General features: G+C 49.5%; 29 protein-coding genes. 28 read left to right on the top strand and 1 reads right to left on the bottom strand.

All coding sequences use genetic code 11. The features are described from left to right. Nucleotides 1-5 precede the first annotated feature (5 nt). The 24 genes from rpsQ to rplY all read left to right on the top strand — a co-directional run bounded on the left by rpsQ (nucleotide 6) and on the right by rplY (nucleotide 13,777). A complete protein-coding gene (gene rpsQ, locus D082_RS11410; protein WP_010871970.1) occupies nucleotides 6-251 on the top strand; it encodes a 30S ribosomal protein S17 in 246 nt (81 codons plus the stop codon). Nucleotides 252-274: 23 nt separating this feature from the next. Beyond that, nucleotides 275-643, top strand: coding sequence for a 50S ribosomal protein L14 (rplN, locus tag D082_RS11405; RefSeq protein ID WP_010871969.1), 369 nt, complete (start codon nucleotides 275-277; stop codon nucleotides 641-643). Next, nucleotides 644-991 carry a 50S ribosomal protein L24 gene (gene rplX, locus D082_RS11400; RefSeq protein WP_028947557.1) on the top strand — a complete coding sequence of 116 codons (348 nt, stop codon included), beginning with the start codon at nucleotides 644-646 and terminating at the stop codon, nucleotides 989-991. Between the two features lie 106 nt (nucleotides 992-1,097). Next, entirely contained in the window at nucleotides 1,098-1,640 is a 543-nt protein-coding gene (gene rplE, locus D082_RS11395) for a 50S ribosomal protein L5 (protein ID WP_028947558.1), read from the top strand. A 91-nt stretch (nucleotides 1,641-1,731) separates the two neighbouring features. Further along, the gene (rpsH, locus tag D082_RS11390) at nucleotides 1,732-2,133 is read left to right on the top strand and encodes a 30S ribosomal protein S8 (protein ID WP_028947559.1); all 402 of its coding nucleotides are present in this window, start codon (nucleotides 1,732-1,734) and stop codon (nucleotides 2,131-2,133) included. Between the two features lie 60 nt (nucleotides 2,134-2,193). Next, entirely contained in the window at nucleotides 2,194-2,733 is a 540-nt protein-coding gene (gene rplF, locus D082_RS11385) for a 50S ribosomal protein L6 (protein ID WP_028947560.1), read from the top strand. 3 nt (nucleotides 2,734-2,736) lie between these two features. Beyond that, nucleotides 2,737-3,099: a 50S ribosomal protein L18 gene (rplR, locus tag D082_RS11380; protein ID WP_010871964.1), complete on the top strand. Its 363-nt coding sequence runs from the start codon at nucleotides 2,737-2,739 to the stop codon at nucleotides 3,097-3,099. A gap of 39 nt (nucleotides 3,100-3,138) precedes the next feature. After that, complete coding sequence (gene rpsE / locus D082_RS11375; RefSeq protein WP_010871963.1) at nucleotides 3,139-3,660, top strand: 30S ribosomal protein S5; 522 nt, start codon at nucleotides 3,139-3,141, stop codon at nucleotides 3,658-3,660. Between the two features lie 67 nt (nucleotides 3,661-3,727). Next, nucleotides 3,728-4,171 (top strand): 50S ribosomal protein L15, encoded by a 444-nt coding sequence (rplO, locus tag D082_RS11370; RefSeq protein ID WP_028947561.1) that lies wholly within the window; start codon nucleotides 3,728-3,730, stop codon nucleotides 4,169-4,171. A 101-nt stretch (nucleotides 4,172-4,272) separates the two neighbouring features. Then, complete coding sequence (gene secY, locus D082_RS11365; RefSeq protein WP_028947562.1) at nucleotides 4,273-5,601, top strand: preprotein translocase subunit SecY; 1,329 nt, start codon at nucleotides 4,273-4,275, stop codon at nucleotides 5,599-5,601. Between the two features lie 126 nt (nucleotides 5,602-5,727). After that, nucleotides 5,728-6,291, top strand: coding sequence for an adenylate kinase (locus D082_RS11360; protein ID WP_028947563.1), 564 nt, complete (start codon nucleotides 5,728-5,730; stop codon nucleotides 6,289-6,291). A 116-nt stretch (nucleotides 6,292-6,407) separates the two neighbouring features. Continuing rightward, nucleotides 6,408-6,635, top strand: a complete 228-nt coding sequence (gene infA, locus D082_RS11355) for a translation initiation factor IF-1 (RefSeq protein ID WP_010871959.1) — start codon at nucleotides 6,408-6,410, stop codon at nucleotides 6,633-6,635. Nucleotides 6,636-6,771: 136 nt separating this feature from the next. Beyond that, on the top strand, nucleotides 6,772-6,888 hold the full coding sequence (gene rpmJ, locus D082_RS17775) for a 50S ribosomal protein L36 (protein WP_010871958.1): 117 nt from the start codon (nucleotides 6,772-6,774) through the stop codon (nucleotides 6,886-6,888). Nucleotides 6,889-6,970: 82 nt separating this feature from the next. After that, a complete protein-coding gene (rpsM, locus tag D082_RS11350) occupies nucleotides 6,971-7,354 on the top strand; it encodes a 30S ribosomal protein S13 (RefSeq protein WP_028947564.1) in 384 nt (127 codons plus the stop codon). Between the two features lie 48 nt (nucleotides 7,355-7,402). Further along, nucleotides 7,403-7,795, top strand: coding sequence for a 30S ribosomal protein S11 (gene rpsK / locus D082_RS11345; RefSeq protein ID WP_010871956.1), 393 nt, complete (start codon nucleotides 7,403-7,405; stop codon nucleotides 7,793-7,795). 108 nt (nucleotides 7,796-7,903) lie between these two features. After that, a complete protein-coding gene (locus D082_RS11340; RefSeq protein WP_028947565.1) occupies nucleotides 7,904-8,848 on the top strand; it encodes a DNA-directed RNA polymerase subunit alpha in 945 nt (314 codons plus the stop codon). A gap of 67 nt (nucleotides 8,849-8,915) precedes the next feature. Further along, nucleotides 8,916-9,266 carry a 50S ribosomal protein L17 gene (gene rplQ, locus D082_RS11335; protein ID WP_028947566.1) on the top strand — a complete coding sequence of 117 codons (351 nt, stop codon included), beginning with the start codon at nucleotides 8,916-8,918 and terminating at the stop codon, nucleotides 9,264-9,266. Between the two features lie 17 nt (nucleotides 9,267-9,283). Beyond that, the gene (truA, locus tag D082_RS11330) at nucleotides 9,284-10,120 is read left to right on the top strand and encodes a tRNA pseudouridine(38-40) synthase TruA (RefSeq protein ID WP_028947567.1); all 837 of its coding nucleotides are present in this window, start codon (nucleotides 9,284-9,286) and stop codon (nucleotides 10,118-10,120) included. 55 nt (nucleotides 10,121-10,175) lie between these two features. Further along, entirely contained in the window at nucleotides 10,176-10,631 is a 456-nt protein-coding gene (gene rplM, locus D082_RS11325; RefSeq protein WP_028947568.1) for a 50S ribosomal protein L13, read from the top strand. Continuing rightward, nucleotides 10,631-11,044 carry a 30S ribosomal protein S9 gene (gene rpsI / locus D082_RS11320; RefSeq protein ID WP_028947569.1) on the top strand — a complete coding sequence of 138 codons (414 nt, stop codon included), beginning with the start codon at nucleotides 10,631-10,633 and terminating at the stop codon, nucleotides 11,042-11,044. Before rplM ends, rpsI begins: the two co-directional genes overlap by 1 nt. Before the next feature lie 46 nt (nucleotides 11,045-11,090). Next, complete coding sequence (gene rpmE, locus D082_RS11315; RefSeq protein WP_028947570.1) at nucleotides 11,091-11,327, top strand: 50S ribosomal protein L31; 237 nt, start codon at nucleotides 11,091-11,093, stop codon at nucleotides 11,325-11,327. A gap of 377 nt (nucleotides 11,328-11,704) precedes the next feature. Continuing rightward, nucleotides 11,705-11,884: a DUF2949 domain-containing protein gene (locus D082_RS17770; protein WP_071880802.1), complete on the top strand. Its 180-nt coding sequence runs from the start codon at nucleotides 11,705-11,707 to the stop codon at nucleotides 11,882-11,884. 205 nt (nucleotides 11,885-12,089) lie between these two features. Continuing rightward, complete coding sequence (locus tag D082_RS11310; RefSeq protein ID WP_028947571.1) at nucleotides 12,090-13,421, top strand: adenylosuccinate synthase; 1,332 nt, start codon at nucleotides 12,090-12,092, stop codon at nucleotides 13,419-13,421. A 59-nt stretch (nucleotides 13,422-13,480) separates the two neighbouring features. Next, nucleotides 13,481-13,777, top strand: coding sequence for a 50S ribosomal protein L25 (gene rplY, locus D082_RS11305; RefSeq protein WP_028947572.1), 297 nt, complete (start codon nucleotides 13,481-13,483; stop codon nucleotides 13,775-13,777). Between the two features lie 98 nt (nucleotides 13,778-13,875). On the opposite strand, the gene bfr is transcribed toward rplY, so the two are convergent. Then, nucleotides 13,876-14,346, bottom strand: a complete 471-nt coding sequence (bfr, locus tag D082_RS11300) for a bacterioferritin (RefSeq protein ID WP_028947573.1) — start codon at nucleotides 14,344-14,346, stop codon at nucleotides 13,876-13,878. A 195-nt stretch (nucleotides 14,347-14,541) separates the two neighbouring features. On the opposite strand from bfr, the gene sipA reads away from it, so the two are divergent. The 4 genes from sipA to fabF all read left to right on the top strand — a co-directional run bounded on the left by sipA (nucleotide 14,542) and on the right by fabF (nucleotide 17,139). Beyond that, nucleotides 14,542-14,787 carry a regulatory protein SipA gene (sipA, locus tag D082_RS11295; RefSeq protein WP_028947574.1) on the top strand — a complete coding sequence of 82 codons (246 nt, stop codon included), beginning with the start codon at nucleotides 14,542-14,544 and terminating at the stop codon, nucleotides 14,785-14,787. A gap of 66 nt (nucleotides 14,788-14,853) precedes the next feature. Beyond that, entirely contained in the window at nucleotides 14,854-15,243 is a 390-nt protein-coding gene (locus D082_RS11290) for a hypothetical protein (RefSeq protein WP_238546709.1), read from the top strand. 212 nt (nucleotides 15,244-15,455) lie between these two features. After that, nucleotides 15,456-15,689 (top strand): acyl carrier protein, encoded by a 234-nt coding sequence (gene acpP / locus D082_RS11285; RefSeq protein ID WP_010871942.1) that lies wholly within the window; start codon nucleotides 15,456-15,458, stop codon nucleotides 15,687-15,689. Between the two features lie 199 nt (nucleotides 15,690-15,888). Beyond that, nucleotides 15,889-17,139: a beta-ketoacyl-ACP synthase II gene (gene fabF, locus D082_RS11280; RefSeq protein ID WP_028947576.1), complete on the top strand. Its 1,251-nt coding sequence runs from the start codon at nucleotides 15,889-15,891 to the stop codon at nucleotides 17,137-17,139. The last annotated feature ends 2 nt before the right edge of the window (nucleotides 17,140-17,141 follow it).

The following is a 17,141-nucleotide window of genomic DNA, read 5'->3' as shown; positions in this document are numbered from 1 at the left end:
ACACCATGGCGATCAAAGAACGTGTGGGCATTGTGGTCAGTAACAAAATGGATAAAACCGTGGTTGTTGCTGTGGAAAGCCGTTCTCCCCACCCCAAGTACGGCAAGATTGTCGTCAAAACCAAGAAGTTCAAAGCTCACGACGAAGAAAACCAGTGTCAAGAAGGGGACAAGGTTCGTATCCAAGAAACCCGCCCTCTGAGTAAAACCAAACGCTGGCAAGTAATCAACATTATGAGCCATTCATCCTAGTCCGATTTTTTTAGGAAAACGCCGTGATTCAACAACAAACCTATCTCAACGTCGCGGACAACAGTGGGGCTCGTAAGCTCATGTGTCTGCGGGTTCTGGGCACGGGCAACTGCACCTATGGTGGCATTGGCGACCAAATTATTGCCGTGGTGAAAGATGCTCTTCCCAATATGCCCATTAAAAAGTCCGACGTGGTGCGAGCAGTGATTGTCAGAACCAAACAGCCCCTACGCCGGGCTAGTGGTATGAGTATCCGCTTTGATGACAATGCCGCTGTGATTATCAACGCCGAGGGTAATCCCCGGGGTACCAGGGTGTTTGGCCCCGTGGCCCGGGAACTACGGGACAAAAACTTTACCAAAATTGTTTCTTTGGCTCCGGAGGTACTCTAGATGACTAAAACCAAACAAGCTCCCCGCCGGGTGAAGATGCACGTCAAAAAAGGTGACACCATCCAAGTAATTTCCGGCAAGGATAAGGGCAAAGTGGGAGAAGTCCTGCGTACCATTCCTAGCCAAAGTCAGGTGGTGGTCAAAGGGGTAAATATCCGCACCAAACATGTTAAACCTCGCCAGGAAGGGGAATCTGGGCAAATTAGTAGTTATGAAGCTCCCATCCATAGCTCTAAAGTAATGCTCTATTCCACCAAGGAAAAAATTGCCAGTCGCATTTGCTACACCGTCACCGACGATGGCCGTAAAGTGCGGATGCTGAAAAAAACAGGCGAAATCATCGACTAACGACTCGCACCTCTGTAACCCAGGCAATCTTAGTCCTTAACCCGATGTGCTCGAGTTCCCTTCTTCTATCTACTCTCTGACCAAGCCCAGAGACCTTGTAAATACCATGACTCAACGACTCAAGACCCTTTACCAACAAACTATTCTTCCTAAGTTACAGGAGGAGTTTGGTTATAAAAATATTCACCAAGTACCCAAGTTAATTAAGGTAACGGTTAACCGAGGACTGGGGGAAGCTTCCCAAAATGCCAAGGCTTTGGAGTCTTCCTTGGCCGAATTGGCCACCATTACGGGGCAAAAACCGGTGGTGACAAGGGCCCGCAAGGCGATCGCCGGTTTTAAAATCCGGGAAGGTATGCCAGTCGGGGTAATGGTTACCCTCCGCTCCGAGCGCATGTATGCCTTTTTGGATCGTTTAATTAACTTGGCTCTACCCCGCATTCGGGACTTCCGAGGCATTAGTCCCAACAGCTTTGATGGCCGGGGTAACTATAGCTTGGGTATTCGCGAACAATTAATTTTCCCCGAAATTGACTACGACACCATCGATCAAATCCGGGGTATGGACGTTTCCATCATCACCAGCGCCCAAACCGACGAAGAAGGTCGTGCATTGCTCAAAGCCTTGGGCATGCCCTTTAGAAGTTAATTTAGTCGCGGCTCAGGGTGATTGGTCAGGGCTAAGTCTCCATCAATCCACCTGAATCATCATCCTTTAGGAGAATCTACCAGCAGGAATAATGGCTTCAACAGACACAATTTCCGACATGCTCACCCGCATCCGCAATGCCTGTGCGGTGAGACATAGCACTACCCAGGTGCCCACCACCAAAATGACCCTGAGCATTGCCAAAGTGCTCAAGAGTGAAGGGTTCATTGAGGACTACGCTGAAACCGGCGAAGGCATTAACAAAATGTTAGTGCTCACCCTCAAGTACAAAGGCAAAACCCGTCAGCCTTTGATTAACACCCTCCAACGGGTCAGTAAGCCTGGTTTGCGGGTTTACTCCCCCTCCAAAAAAATTCCCCGGGTATTGGGGGGCATCGGCATTGCCATCGTTTCCACTTCCCACGGCATTATGACCGACCGGGAAGCCCGTCGTCAGGGTATTGGCGGCGAAATCCTTTGTTACATTTGGTAGTCCTGGTCGAAGACTACTGTTGAATTACTAAATTAAACTTAACTTTACAGAATTAATCCTATGTCCCGTATCGGAAAACGCCCCATTTCCCTCCCTGCGAAGGTTAGCGTAGATATCCAAGGCAGCCACCTGAGTGTTAAAGGCCCTAAGGGGTCTTTGGAAAGACAGTTACCAGAAAAGGTAATTGTGGCCCAGGAAGGGGAAACCATCACAGTCACCCGCCAGGATGAGTCCCGCACAGCCCGGGAACGCCACGGCCTGGTCCGCACCCTCGTCGCCAATATGGTGGATGGGGTAGCCCAGGGTTTTGAACGTCGTCTGGAAATCCAAGGAGTGGGCTATCGGGCCCAAGCCCAGGGCAATAAATTAACCCTCAACGTCGGCTACAGTAAGCCGGTGGAAATGACTATGCCCCAGGGCATTGAAGTCAAAGTTGAAAATAACACCCAGGTGATTGTCTCTGGTATTGACAAGGAACTCTTGGGTGATACAGCGGCCAAAATCCGGGCTGTGCGGCCTCCAGAACCCTACAAAGGTAAGGGTATCCGCTACCAAGGTGAATATGTCCGTCGTAAAGCTGGTAAGACAGGGAAGAAATAAACTATGAAAAGCACTCGTAAATCTGCTACCCAACGTCGTCACCGTCGTCTGCGTCGCCATTTATCCGGTACCAGCGAACGGCCACGTTTGGCGGTTTTTCGGTCCAATGACCATATCTATGCCCAGGTCATCGATGATGTGGCCCAGCACACCCTAGCAGCGGCCTCCACCCTCGATCCAGATCTGAAAAAGTCCCTCAGCTCCACCGCCACCCAGGAAGCCTCGGCGGAAGTGGGTAAACTGGTGGCCCAACGGGCGATCGCCAAGGGCATTAACCAGGTAGTTTTTGACCGGGGTGGTAAGTTGTATCACGGACGGGTAAAAGCTCTGGCGGAGGCGGCCAGGGAAGCCGGTCTCAATTTCTAACAACGTTAACCAAACCCATTAACATCCAAGGAAATTACTATGGCAAAGCGTCGTAAAACCAGCCGAGAAAAAAAAGAAGACACCAACTGGCAAGAACGGGTTATTCAAATCCGTCGGGTCAGTAAAGTGGTCAAAGGCGGTAAGAAACTTAGCTTCCGGGCGATCGTGGTAGTCGGTAACGAAACCGGTCAGGTCGGCGTGGGGGTAGGTAAAGCTGGAGACGTAATCGGTGCCGTCCGTAAAGGGGTGGCCGATGGCAAAAAACAACTGATTGAAGTGCCCTTAACTAAATCCAACTCCATTACCCACATCACCAATGGGGTATCCGGAGGAGCCAAAGTGGTGGTTCGTCCCGCCGCTCCCGGTACTGGGGTAATTGCCGGTGGTGCTGTCCGTACAGTGCTTGAACTAGCCGGGGTTAAGAATATTTTGGCCAAACAACTTGGCTCCAATAACCCCCTCAACAATGCCCGGGCCGCCATCAATGCCCTGGAAACTTTGCGTACTTTTTCGGAAGTAGCGGAAGAACGGGGAGTTTCCGTCGAGCATCTTTACACTTAAAACTCCCAAGCCCTAAGTTTTTGGGCTCCCATTTCATCCTGTGAACTTAATTTTTTAGACATTAGCCATGAATTTGAGCGAACTCTCTCCCAAAGACGGTGCGAAGAAACGCCGTCGCCGTGTTGGTCGGGGTATTGCGGCAGGGCAAGGCGCTAGCTGTGGTTTTGGTATGCGGGGACAAAAATCCCGTTCCGGCACCGGCACTAAAGCAGGCTTTGAAGGGGGGCAAATGCCCCTCTACCGTCGTCTGCCTAAGTTAAAGCATTTTCCCCTCTATAATCCGAAGCATTTTACGGTGGTCAACGTTGGTAAGCTAGCCGGCTTAGCTCCCAACACAGTGGTCACCCTGGAAAGCCTAATGGAAGCGGGCATTGTCACCAGCAATGACGGCCCCTTGAAAGTTTTGGGCAACGGAGAATTAGCCGTCGCCCTGACCGTCCATGCCCCCTGTACCAAGGCAGCCCAAGCCAAAATTGAAGCGGCCGGCGGCAGTGTGGTGGCTCAGGCTTAACAATGGCAACCAAAATCCTTCCCCATGGCCTGGGAGAAGGAGATAATAGGTTAATTCATCGTTTTGCTTCATCCCTCGCACTTTTACTCAGGTATAAATAAATGGTCGTAAGTCGAGATAAAGCCCCCTCTGCCCAGGAAACCTTCCTGCAGATGGCCCAAGCGGCTGGCCTTCGTGGTCGGCTGCTTATTACTATTGGGCTACTAATTCTAGTCCGAGTGGGAATTTTTATCCCGGTTCCGGACATTGATCGCCAGGCTTTTAGTCAGGCCATCAACGATAACTCTGTTATTGGCTTTTTAAATATTTTTACTGGGGGTGGTCTATCCACCGTGGGTATTTTCGCCCTGGGGATTCTGCCCTACATCAATGCTTCCATCATCATGCAGTTGCTGACGGCGGCAATTCCGGCGCTGGAAGATTTACAAAAAAATGAAGGGGAGGCAGGACGGCGGAAAATTTCCCAATACAGCCGTTACATCGCCTTTGGTTGGTGCATTATCCAGGGCTTGGGTCTAACTGTTGGTTTACTGCGGCCCTACGCCAATGATTATGGTCCCCTATTTATTTTTCAAACGGTTTTGGCCATCACCGCCGGCTCCATGTTTGTAATGTGGATTTCCGAGTTGATCACAGAACGAGGTATTGGCAACGGCGCTTCCCTGTTGATTTTCGTCAACATTGTGGCCACTCTGCCCCAAACCCTCGGCCAAACCATAGAATATGCCCAATCGGGGGGCAGACAGTCCATCACAGCGGTGGTGCTGTTGATGCTAGTTTTCCTCGTCATGATTGTGGGGATTGTTTTTGTTCAGGAAGGTACCCGTCGGATTCCGATTATTTCCGCCCGTCGTCAGGTGGGGAAAAAGCTCTATCGGGAACGCACCAGTTATCTACCCCTGCGCTTGAACCAAGGGGGGGTAATGCCGATCATTTTTGCCTCCGCAGTGCTGATTTTGCCCTCTTCCTTGGCAGGATTTGCCACGGGCAATGAGGGATTGGGGGGATTTGGGGAAATCTTAATCCAAATTTCCAATGCCCTGCGTCCTGGCACTTGGATCTACACAGTGGTTTATTCCCTGATGATCTTCTTTTTTAGTTATTTCTACGCCAGCCTGATTGTTAATCCGGAGGACGTATCGAAAAACTTGAAAAAGATGGGCTCTAGTATTCCTGGCATTCGTCCCGGCAAAAAAACAGAGCAATATCTGGAAGGGGTGCTCAATCGTCTCACTTTTCTGGGGGCAATTTTCCTCAGCTTTGTGGCCACTCTGCCTATCTTTGTGGAACAGGCCACCGGGGTGACCACTTTCCAAGGTTTGGGGGCCACATCCCTGCTGATTTTGGTGGGGGTAGCCATTGACACGGCAAAGCAGATCCAAACCTATGTTATTTCCCAACGCTATGAAGGAATGATTAAACAACCCTAATGGCCCCTATTTTTTACGGGCAGAGTTGCATCAATCAGTCTTATTAAACACTGCGGTTAGGGAAAGCTTACAAAGCTGTTTCCTTGACCGTCTTTTTTTGATTAATTTTTGGAGTTTTTACGGATTATGGCTATGGCTAAAGGTTTAATTTTTCTGGGGGCCCCCGGCTCTGGTAAAGGTACCCAGGCGGTGGGTTTGGCGGAGACTCTGGCCATTCCCCACATTTCCACCGGGGATATGCTCCGTCAGGCGATCGCCGATGGTACGGAGTTAGGGAATCAGGCCAAGGGCTATATGGACAGGGGAGAATTGGTGCCCGATCAACTAATCCTGGGCCTAATTGAAGAACGGTTAGGTTACAGCGATACGAAAAATGGTTGGATTTTGGACGGCTTTCCCCGCAACGTCAACCAGGCGATTTTTTTGGACGAATTATTGGTAAATATTGGGCACCGCACCCATTGGGTGATTAATTTAAAAGTGCCCGATGAAGTAATTGTTGAGCGGCTATTGGCCCGGGGGCGGGCCGATGACAATGAGGCCACTATCCGCCACCGGCTTTTGGTATACACCGAACAAACTACCCCATTAATCGCCTACTTCCAAGAACAGGGCAAACTCTATTCTCTCGATGGAGACCAAGCGGTGGAAGTTATCAGCGCAACTCTGCAAAAACTAGTCAAGCCCTGAGCAAAAATGTCAAGATAAGCATAGGTTGGACAATGGATCAACCTAGATTTGTTATGATGAAAAACGGCACTTTTTTCCTGTCTGTTCTGTTTTATTTTTAGGAGGTTATTAACCGCTTGTCTAAACAAGATTTAATTGAGATGGAGGGCACGGTGATGGAATCATTGCCCAATGCCATGTTTAGGGTAGATCTCGACAATGGATTTAATGTTCTAGCCCACATCTCCGGCAAAATTCGCCGCAATTACATCAAAATTCTCCCCGGCGATCGGGTCAAGGTGGAATTAACTCCCTACGATCTCACCAAAGGCCGCATTACCTATCGCCTTAAAAATAAAAAGTAATCATTAATTTGACGGTGGCGCTGACCCAGGGTTAACAATTCTTGATTTGGGAAAAGTTAATCTCAGGTTTGCCATGACATCGCCGCGATAACTTGTTATAATTAAGAGCTTGCAGTGTTGCCAAAGAAAATCAGGCATGAAAGTTAGAGCTTCCGTTAAGAAAATGTGTGATAAGTGCCGCGTTATTCGTCGGCGCGGTCGTGTGATGGTCATCTGTTCCGCTAACCCCAAGCATAAACAGCGTCAAGGTTAGCAGTTCTCCCAGTGGTTACCATCCCGGTTTGTCTTAAACCCTACTCCATAAATTTATTGAACTTATTTAGAGGAAAATCAACGTGGCACGCATAGCTGGTGTTGACCTGCCTCGGGATAAGCGTGTGGAAATCGCCCTCACTTATCTGTATGGTATTGGTCTGTCGCGCTCCCATGAAATTCTGGACGCCACCGGGGTTAATCCCGATGTCAGAGTTAAGGATCTCAGTGATGAAGATGCGCTCAAATTAAGAACCTACATCGACGAAAATTATGAGATCGAAGGGGATCTCCGTCGCTGGGAGGCCATGAATATTAAACGCCTTGGGGATATCGGCACCTATCGTGGGCGTCGTCATCGTCAGGGCTTGCCTGTGCGGGGACAACGGACTAGAACTAATGCCCGTACCCGTCGGGGTCGTCGTTTAACCGTTGCCGGTAAGAAGAAGACCCCCGCGAAGAAATAATCTTCTCCCTATCCCTGTCCTGTTTATTGAAGCTTTCAAGCAATCACTATGGCGCGTCCTACCAGAAAAACTGGGCCCAAAAAGGCCAAAAAGAATGTCCCTAGCGGTGTGGCCCACATTCAATCCACTTTCAACAACACCATTGTCACCATTTCCGATATCCGCGGTGACGTAATTTCCTGGGCTTCCGCTGGTTCGAGCGGTTTCAAGGGAGCTAAAAAAGGCACTCCCTATGCAGCCCAAACCGCCGCTGACTCCGCCGCCCGTCGGGCGATGGAACAGGGTATGAGACAACTGGAAGTAATGGTGAGCGGCCCCGGCGCTGGTCGGGAAACTGCCATCAGAGCTCTCCAGGGGGCTGGTTTGGAAATTACCTTGATCAGGGATGTTACTCCTATCCCCCACAATGGTTGTCGTCCCCCCAAACGCCGTCGGGTCTAGGACAGTTAGGTTTTTTGCTAACAGTTTTTTTGAGCAAATCATAATTTCCTCTGACTGAGATAGCGTCGGTCAAGCTATTTACACGGAGATATAAGGGAGGTCGCGTCAGTGGCGCAGTTTCAAATTGAGTGCGTGGAATCCAGCACAAAAAAAAATCAACAGCAGTACAGTAAGTTTTCCCTTGAACCCTTAGACCGGGGCCAGGGAACAACGGTGGGGAATGCCTTGCGGCGGGTTTTATTATCTAATCTGCCCGGGGCCGCTGTAACGGCTATCCGCATCGCTGGAGTTAACCATGAGTTCGCCACGATTCCAGGGGTTCGAGAGGATGTACTGGAAATTATGCTGAACATGAAGGAACTTGTGCTGAAAAGCTATACCGACCAGCCCCAGATTGGACGCCTAACGGCGGTTGGGCCGGGGACTGTGACGGCGGGACAGTTTGAAGTACCTTCGGAAATAGAAATTATTGATCCCAATCAATACATTGCCACTTTAGCCGAAGGAGCAAAGCTGGAAATGGAGTTCCGGGTGGAACGCGGCGTTGGCTACCGCATTATTGAGCGGGGCAAGGACGAAAACTCATCCCTGGATTTTCTCCAGATTGACTCTGTGTTTATGCCGGTGACCAAGGTTAACTACACGGTTGAAGATATTCGGGCCGATGGCATGAGTCCAAAGGATCGTCTAATTTTGGACATTTGGACCAATGGCAGCATCCAGCCTAGGGAAGCTCTGTCGGAAGCTTCTGATATCATTGCCAATCTTTTTATCCCCCTCAAGGACCTCAACGAACTGGAAACCGCCCACAGTGACTACCAGGATGAGGTCAATCCGGAAAGCCAAATTCCCATTGAGGAGTTACAACTTTCCGTTCGTGCCTACAACTGCTTGAAGCGGGCCCAGATCAACTCTGTGGCGGATCTGCTGGAGTATAGCCAGGAGGATCTACTGGAAATTAAGAATTTTGGTCTGAAATCCGCGGAAGAGGTCATTGAGGCACTGCAAAAACGTTTGGGTATTACCCTACCCCACGAAAAGGCTAAGGCTTAACGGGTTTGGCTCCTGTTTTTCGCCCTAGAATAACCCCTGTTGTTTATTTTTTAGGAGTTTAGTCACCATGCGACACAGATGTCGAGTGCCTCAGTTGGGGAAGCCCGCTGACCAGAGAAAAGCTCTACTAAGGGCTTTAACCACTGAGTTGATCCGCCATGGACAAATTAAGACCACTAAGGCTAGGGCTAAGGCGGTGCGGTCTGAGGTTGACCGGATGATCACCTTGGCTAAAGATGGCTCTCTAGCGGCCCGTCGCCGGGCTTTGGGCTATATGTACGATAAACCCACAGTCCATGCTCTGTTTGCTGATGCTCCCACCCGCTATAAAGACCGTGACGGTGGCTATACCCGCATCATCAGAACCCTGCGCCGCCGGGGGGACAACGCAGAGATGGCTGTGATCGAATTGGTGTAGCTGGACGGTTTGTCTTGATGCTTTCTCCTTCATCTACTGCCAAACGAAGGGTTGCCCTGGTGATTCAATATCTGGGCACTCGTTTTCATGGATGGCAGCGTCAGCCTAATTTTGCCTCTATCCAAGGGGAGATTGAGTTGGCGATCGCCAAGGTGGTGGGCCAGTCTGTCAACCTCCACGGTGCCGGTAGAACTGATACCGGGGTCCATGCAGCGGCCCAGGTAGCCCATTTTGATGACCCTGTGGGGCAAATTCCCGCCTCCCGTTGGAGTAAGGTTCTAAACTGCCATCTGCCCCGGGATATTCTGATCAGAGGTTCAGTGGCGGTGGATAATCAATGGCATGCTCGCTTTTCTGCTCTTTGGCGACGGTACCGCTATAGCATCTACACTGGCCAATGGCCCAACCTCTTTGCTGATGCCTTCAGTTGGCACTACTACCATTTTCCCCTTCGGGAAGAAGTCATCAAAAAGGCGATGGAACCTTTGTTAGGGAAGCATCACCTAGCGGCTTTTCACCGAGCGGGTTCTGCCCGGAAGCATTCCTGGGTGGAAGTGCAGGAGGTGGAGTGCTATCGCCAGGGGCCCATGGTTTATCTGGAAATCCAAGCCAATGGCTTTCTGTATGGCATGGTGCGTCTGCTGGTGGGCATGCTGGTGGAAGTAGGCTCTGGGCAACGGAGTTTGACTAACTTCAATGATATTTGGGTTAATCAGCGCCGCGACCTAGTCAAATATGCCGCTCCCGCCAAGGGTCTGTGCCTGCTCCGGGTCGGTTATGAAAATTTTCCCTTACCTGATTCCCTCTGGTTTGATGGCCAGCCCCTGTGGCAATTCAAAGACCAATTAAATTGAATCACTAAGGTAAATAATTATTCCTCGTTATTAAGCGACGGTATTTTTGAACACTATGAACAAAACTGTATTACCAACCATCGATAACCTCGACCATAAGTGGTATGTGATTGACGCGGAGGGCCAACGGCTGGGCCGTCTGGCCACGGAGGTTGCCACCATCCTCCGGGGGAAAAATAAACCCACCTTTACCCCCCACATGGACACGGGCGATTTCGTTGTTATTATCAATGCCGAAAAGGTGGAAGTAACGGGCAGAAAGCGGGAACAAAAATTGTACCGCCGCCATTCTGGTCGTCCCGGTGGCATGAAGGAGGAAACCTTTGAAAAACTGCAGGGCCGTTTACCTGAGCGGATTGTGGAAAGTGCTATCCGGGGAATGTTACCCAAAAATAGCCTCGGTCGCAAGCTGTTCACTAAGCTGAAAGTCTATGCCGGACCAAGCCATCCCCACGCGGCCCAACAACCGGAAACCCTTGTTATCAACACCATTCCCGCAGGAGCTAACTAATGCAAGCCAACGATTCCAGCAATAAAGTCGTCTATTGGGGCACCGGCCGTCGTAAAGCGGCGATCGCCAGGGTGCGCCTCGTGCCCGGCCAGGGAGAAGTAGTGGTAAACGGTAAGCCTGGAGAAATTTATTTCAACCGCATTGCCAACTATATTCAAAGTCTTAAGGCTCCCTTGGAAACCTTGGGTTTAGAAGGGGAATATAACATCTTGGTCAATGCCCACGGTGGTGGCCTAACCGGCCAAGCCGATGCCGTTAAACTCGGTGTGGCCCGCGCCCTGTGTCAACTTTCTCCCGAAAATCGTCAGCCCCTAAAAGCGGAAGGCTATCTGACCCGGGATCCCCGAGCAAAAGAACGGAAGAAATACGGTCTTCACAAAGCCCGTAAAGCGCCCCAGTACTCCAAACGTTAATTGGATTGGAATTTACCACCTTATTTAGAATTATCTAAGACTGACCATGCCCAAAGCTGACATCCATCCCACCTGGTACCCCGATGCCAAAATCACCTGCAACGGGGAAGTGATTATGACCGTTGGTTCCACTAAACCGGAAATCAATGTGGAAATCTGGTCTGGCAACCATCCCTTCTACACCGGTACCCAGAAAATTATTGACACGGAAGGCCGTGTTGACCGCTTTATGCGTAAGTATGGCATGAAAGAAAAAAATGCCGGGGACAAGAAAAAGAAATAAAAAACCAGTTGCTCTTTGTCGTTAAATTTCAGTTGGCATCGGCTATTGAATGAATTAAACCGGACTAAATGACTTCTGAAGATCTTTTTAAGCCAGGCCCTCCACAGGTCTGGTTTTTTATCTGGACAAAGATGATGCTACGTCGGTAAATTCCCCATTGCAGATTATGAGAAGAGTCGGTAAGATTATTAACATAAGTTTACAAAGTGACTCCTATGTTGATTGCTGTTTGCGCTTTGCTGGTGTTGAGTTTTGTCTTGTTTCAACAATTCCAGTCCGACTCCGCCTACGAGGCGATCGCCATTAAAGTTGAATCCACCGACCATCGTCACTAGAGTTATCGGCGAAGAAACTAATTCTTTCCCTGGGAGAAATCTATGATGGAGCTCGAAAATCTTATTCGACTACTGAAAAGAGAATTTTCACTGTCATCGGAGCAAATCACCTGGGGACTGAAACAAACTGAAGCAATGCCATCCTATTTGCCAGTTATTTTTTGGCGGTACGGCCTCATCACCACATCTGAGTTGGATCGTCTTCTGGACTATTGGAGTTGACCAAGAAATGGCAGTTCCTCGAAGCTCAATGGCAGCGAATTCGGCGATCGCCAGAAAGACAATACTTTGTGAATTTGTGCCCAGTTTTGGGTCGTCTTGGGAGAGAAAATCACAATTTGGCAACAAGGTGCCTGGTCATTGTTGACACCATAACCGAAAAGTGCAATAGTGATAGTTTGTGTGAACTTTCTTATAATAAAAGCTCTTGGCTAACGTTATTGTTATCGGCGCCCAGTGGGGCGACGAGGGAAAAGGTAAAATCACCGACTTATTGAGTCGATCAGCGGATGTGGTAGTGCGGCCCCAGGGGGGAGTAAACGCAGGCCATACAATTGTAGTTAACGATCAGACTTTTAAGCTCCACCTGATTCCTTCGGGCATTCTTTATCCGGACACAGAATGTATTATCGGCTCGGGGACTGTTATTGACCCCAAAGTTCTGTTACAGGAATTCGACCAATTGGAAGCTCTGGATGTTTCCCTTGATCGTCTATATATCTCCCAAACGGCCCATGTCACCATGCCTTTCCACCGTTTGCTAGACCAAGCATCGGAAGAAAAAAGAGGAGAGCATAAAATTGGTACCACCGGCCGGGGAATTGGCCCCACCTACGCCGATAAGTCGGAGCGCATGGGAATTCGGGTGGTGGATTTGATGAATCCTGAAATTCTCCGCAAAAAACTGCTTTGGACCGTTGAATATAAAAACGTTGTTTTAGATAAACTCTACGACCTGCCCCCCCTAGACCCGGAAACGGTCATCGCCGAATATACCACCTACGCCGATCGTCTGCGGCCCCACGTGGTGGACAGTTCCTTAAAAATTTACGACGCCATACATCAACGGAAAAATATTCTCTTTGAAGGAGCCCAGGGGACTTTACTAGATTTAGATCATGGCACCTATCCCTACGTCACCTCCTCCAATCCCATTGCAGGGGGAGCCTGTGTGGGGGCAGGCATTGGCCCCACCATGATTGACCGAGTCATTGGCGTTGCTAAAGCCTATACTACCCGGGTTGGGGAAGGTCCTTTCCCGACTGAACTAGATGGGGAATTAAATCAACATCTCTGTGACCGGGGAGCAGAATTTGGCACCACCACTGGCCGGCGTCGACGCTGTGGCTGGTTTGATGGGGTCATTGGCCGCTATGCCGTGCGGATCAATGGGCTGGACTGTTTAGCCATCACCAAATTAGATGTGTTAGACCAACTAGCGGAAATCAAAGTTTGCGTCGCCTACGAGCTAGACGGTAAAACCTGTGACCATTTCCCTGGTAATGCGGCGGAATTTGCCCGCTGTCAGCCCATTTATAAAACCCTTCCCGGTTGGCAATGTTCCACGGAAGAATGCCGCACCCTAGAAGATCTGCCCCCCCAGGCATTGGACTATCTAAAGTTCCTAGCGGAATTGATGGAGGTCCCGATCGCCATTGTTTCCCTGGGGGCCAGTCGGGATCAGACCATCATTGTTGAAGATCCTATCCACGGGCCAAAGCGGGCCTTACTGCATGCCAACGGTGATCCAGTGGCTTGATGTGGCCTAGAATTGCTTTCCCCTTGTTAACCCTGATTATTATTTTTGCGAGTATTACCATGGCCCTTTCCATTGAATGTCAACAACGCCCCGAAAATGTTAACCCCAGAGCTTTGCGTCGGGATGGTTTAATCCCCGCTACTCTCTACGGCCATAATGGTGCAGAATCCATTTCCCTCGTGGTGGACCATAAAACCGCCGTCACCATGTTGCGGAGTGTCACCGTTAAGGAGACCCCCATCGAAGTTAAAATTCCCCATCTTGCCTGGGAAGGGGAAGCCGTAGTACAGGAAATTCAGTGTCATCCCTGGCGCCGCAATCTGTACCATTTGGCATTTTTCGCCGGCAAAAAATAATCTTTCCCCAAATATTTTTACTAAAAAACAGGCACTGAGGCTGGATTTGATTTGTTCACTTTCTCGGTGCCTGTACTTGTCTTTTGATCAATGTGAGCCTATTCTCCCATCATCGATTGGAGATAGTTTTCCAGTCCAGAATTAGCAATTAGCCATTGCTGGGATTCTAGCCAGTCAATTTGTTCCTCTGTTTCCTCAAGAATTTCCGACAGCACATCCCGGCTAACATAGTCCCGTTCGGCTTCGAAGAAAGCAATGCTATTGACTAAATCCCCCCTAATGCCCTGGTTAAGGGTCAGGTCATTGGCCAAAATTTCCGGCACGGTTTCACCAATGAGCAATTTTTCCAAGTTTTGCAAGTTGGGTAAACCTTCTAAAAACAACACCCTCTCGATTAGGCTATCGGCCTGTTTCATGGCCTTGATAGACACCTTGTACTCATACTGATTAAGGTCATTTAGCCCCCAATTCTTGCACATGCGGGCATGGAGAAAATATTGATTAATGGCGGTGAGTTGCAGTTTCAGGGCTTGATTGAGATGTTGTCTAACTTCTAGGTTGCCTTCCATACTCTTGTCCTCTAATGGGGAATTGTGGTTGTGTTGATATTTTTTCCATTGTTACCCATCCATGGTCCGGTGACCGGGGATTTACCTAAATGGCAAAATAATATTGATTAAATTACTTTGGTTTTTCCCGGGGGAAAATACCCTTCCCTGCAGGCTTATTCCACCACTTGACCCTGACCCCAGACCGAATCAATTATGGCTGATCTCTTTGTTGGTGCCCTAGTTCGTTTAATTGCTCGCCCCCCCTACCTGAAAACCGCTGATCCTATGCCTATGCTCCGTCCCCCGGATTTATTGGCGATCGCCGCTGAGGGAATGGTGGTGGATCGAAGACCAGCCGGCTATTGGGGGGTGAAATTTGACCGGGGAATTTTCCTTTTGGAAAGTCAGTATTTGGAAGTAATTACGCCCGAAAATGAAAAAACAGAGGGCTATACGTGAAAAACTGAGAACAAAGGCAAAATTAAGCTCAACTTAATGCTAATAAAGTATTTTTATCCAGCCGTTTTGACTTTTTGGACTTATGCCCTTAGTGGCAGTTATGGCTCCATGGATTTGGCGATCGCCGCTGACTTCCCAGAACCGATGGCAAAAGTGGCCAATACCTTGGATAAAATTCAATTTCCCCTGGGGGCCATCGACGTCAACGGAATGGTGGGGCCAGAGGATGGCAAACGCTCCCAAAGCTATGAATTTTGTATTCCTCCCCAGAAGAAAAGCGCAGTTTTGGCGATCGACCCTTCGTTACAAATCTCCCCTAGCCCTGGTCGTATCGTTTGCGTCAAAGGACAATTACTGTGCTTGGGGGAAACCCACCAACCAAATTGGCGCCCCATTCTTTTTGCCCTTGCTCGATTGAGTTACATAGAAAAAATTGTGCCCCATTGGGGAGAATAGAGACCCCTGATTGGGAAACATTTCTAGCCAATGGACAAGGGAAGCATCTAGTGCAAGGGATACCTTTCCGTTAAGATGGTTAACGCTGAACAATTGAGCGCATTGCTGATCAAGCGGCTATGCGACAGCTCTAGGCTGTCCCCCGTCTTGCTGGCGATTAGCCCTTGGCCCAGCCCCAAAACTCTTCCCTTCTTATAGTTAAAGGTATTGTAATGAATCAAGAAATTTTTGAAAAAGTAAAAAAAATTGTCGTTGAACAGTTGGAAGTGGATCCTGATAAAGTAACCCCCGATGCCACCTTCGCCGAAGACCTAGGGGCCGATTCCCTCGATACAGTGGAATTGGTCATGGCCCTGGAAGAAGAATTTGATATTGAAATTCCCGATGAAGTGGCGGAAACCATTGACACCGTGGGTAAAGCTGTTGAGCACATCGAAAGTAAATAGATTTCGGCCATAGCCCTGACTCCCCCGAAGAAGCCTTTGGGGTCACAACCCCAGATGGTTTATCCCACTGTTTGGCCTAGCCCTAATTTTGGGTTGAAGCCAACAAGGTTGCCCCTACAGGCATGGCTCTGGGCCCCTCATTGTCACTTTGCGGAGAACTCCAGGGGAGTCCCCTCCCCGATTTTATCTATTAAGTACCATGGCAAATTTGGAAAAGAAACGTGTTGTTGTAACGGGATTGGGAGCCATCACCCCCATTGGTAATACTCTCCAAGATTATTGGCAGGGATTAATGGAGGGTCGCAATGGCATTGGCCCCATTACCCGTTTCGATGCCAGTGACCAAGCCTGCCGTTTTGGAGGGGAAGTAAAAGATTTTGACGCCACCCAGTTTCTTGACCGTAAAGAAGCTAAGCGCATGGACAGATTTTGCCATTTTGCCGTTTGTGCCAGTCAACAGGCTATTAATGATGCCAAATTGGTGATTAACGAACTCAACGCTGATGAGGTGGGGGTATTAATTGGCACCGGCATCGGTGGCTTGAAAGTGCTGGAAGACCAGCAGACTATCCTCTTAGATAAGGGTCCTAGTCGTTGCAGTCCGTTTATGATTCCGATGATGATCGCCAATATGGCTTCGGGGTTAACGGCCATTAATTTGGGAGCTAAGGGGCCCAATAACTGTACGGTGACGGCCTGTGCGGCGGGCTCTAATGCCATCGGCGATGCGTTTCGTTTGGTGCAAAATGGCTACGCCAAAGCGATGATCTGTGGGGGGACTGAAGCTGCCATTACCCCGCTGAGCTATGCGGGTTTTGCTTCAGCCCGAGCTTTATCTTTCCGCAATGATGATCCCCTCCATGCCAGTCGTCCCTTCGATAGGGACCGGGATGGTTTTGTGATGGGGGAAGGGTCTGGCATTCTGATCCTAGAAGAATTGGAATCTGCCCTAGCTCGGGGGGCAAGGATTTATGGGGAAATGGTGGGCTATGCCATGACCTGTGATGCCTATCACATTACTGCCCCAGTGCCGGACGGTCGGGGGGCCACTAGGGCGATCGCCTGGGCTTTAAAAGACGGGGATTTAAGGCCGGAAATGGTCAGTTATATCAACGCCCATGGCACCAGTACTCCTGCTAACGATGTGACGGAGACCAGGGCTATTAAACAAGCGTTGGGGAACCATGCCTATAACATTGCTGTTAGCTCCACCAAATCCATGACTGGTCACCTGCTGGGCGGCTCTGGAGGCATTGAAGCAGTAGCTACGGTGATGGCGATCGCCGAGGATAAAGTTCCCCCCACCATCAATTTGGAGAACCCCGACCCTGAGTGTGATTTGGATTATGTGCCGGGCCGAAGTCGAGCTTTAACGGTGGATGTGGCCCTATCCAACTCCTTTGGTTTTGGTGGCCATAACGTCACCTTAGCCTTTAAAAAATATCAGTAGCC

Origin of the sequence: Synechocystis sp. PCC 6714 (assembly GCF_000478825.2) — a bacterium.
Taxonomy (GTDB): domain Bacteria; phylum Cyanobacteriota; class Cyanobacteriia; order Cyanobacteriales; family Microcystaceae; genus Synechocystis.
Note: the sequence above shows the minus strand (reverse complement) of the source record. Positions and strands in the feature narration are given on the sequence as shown.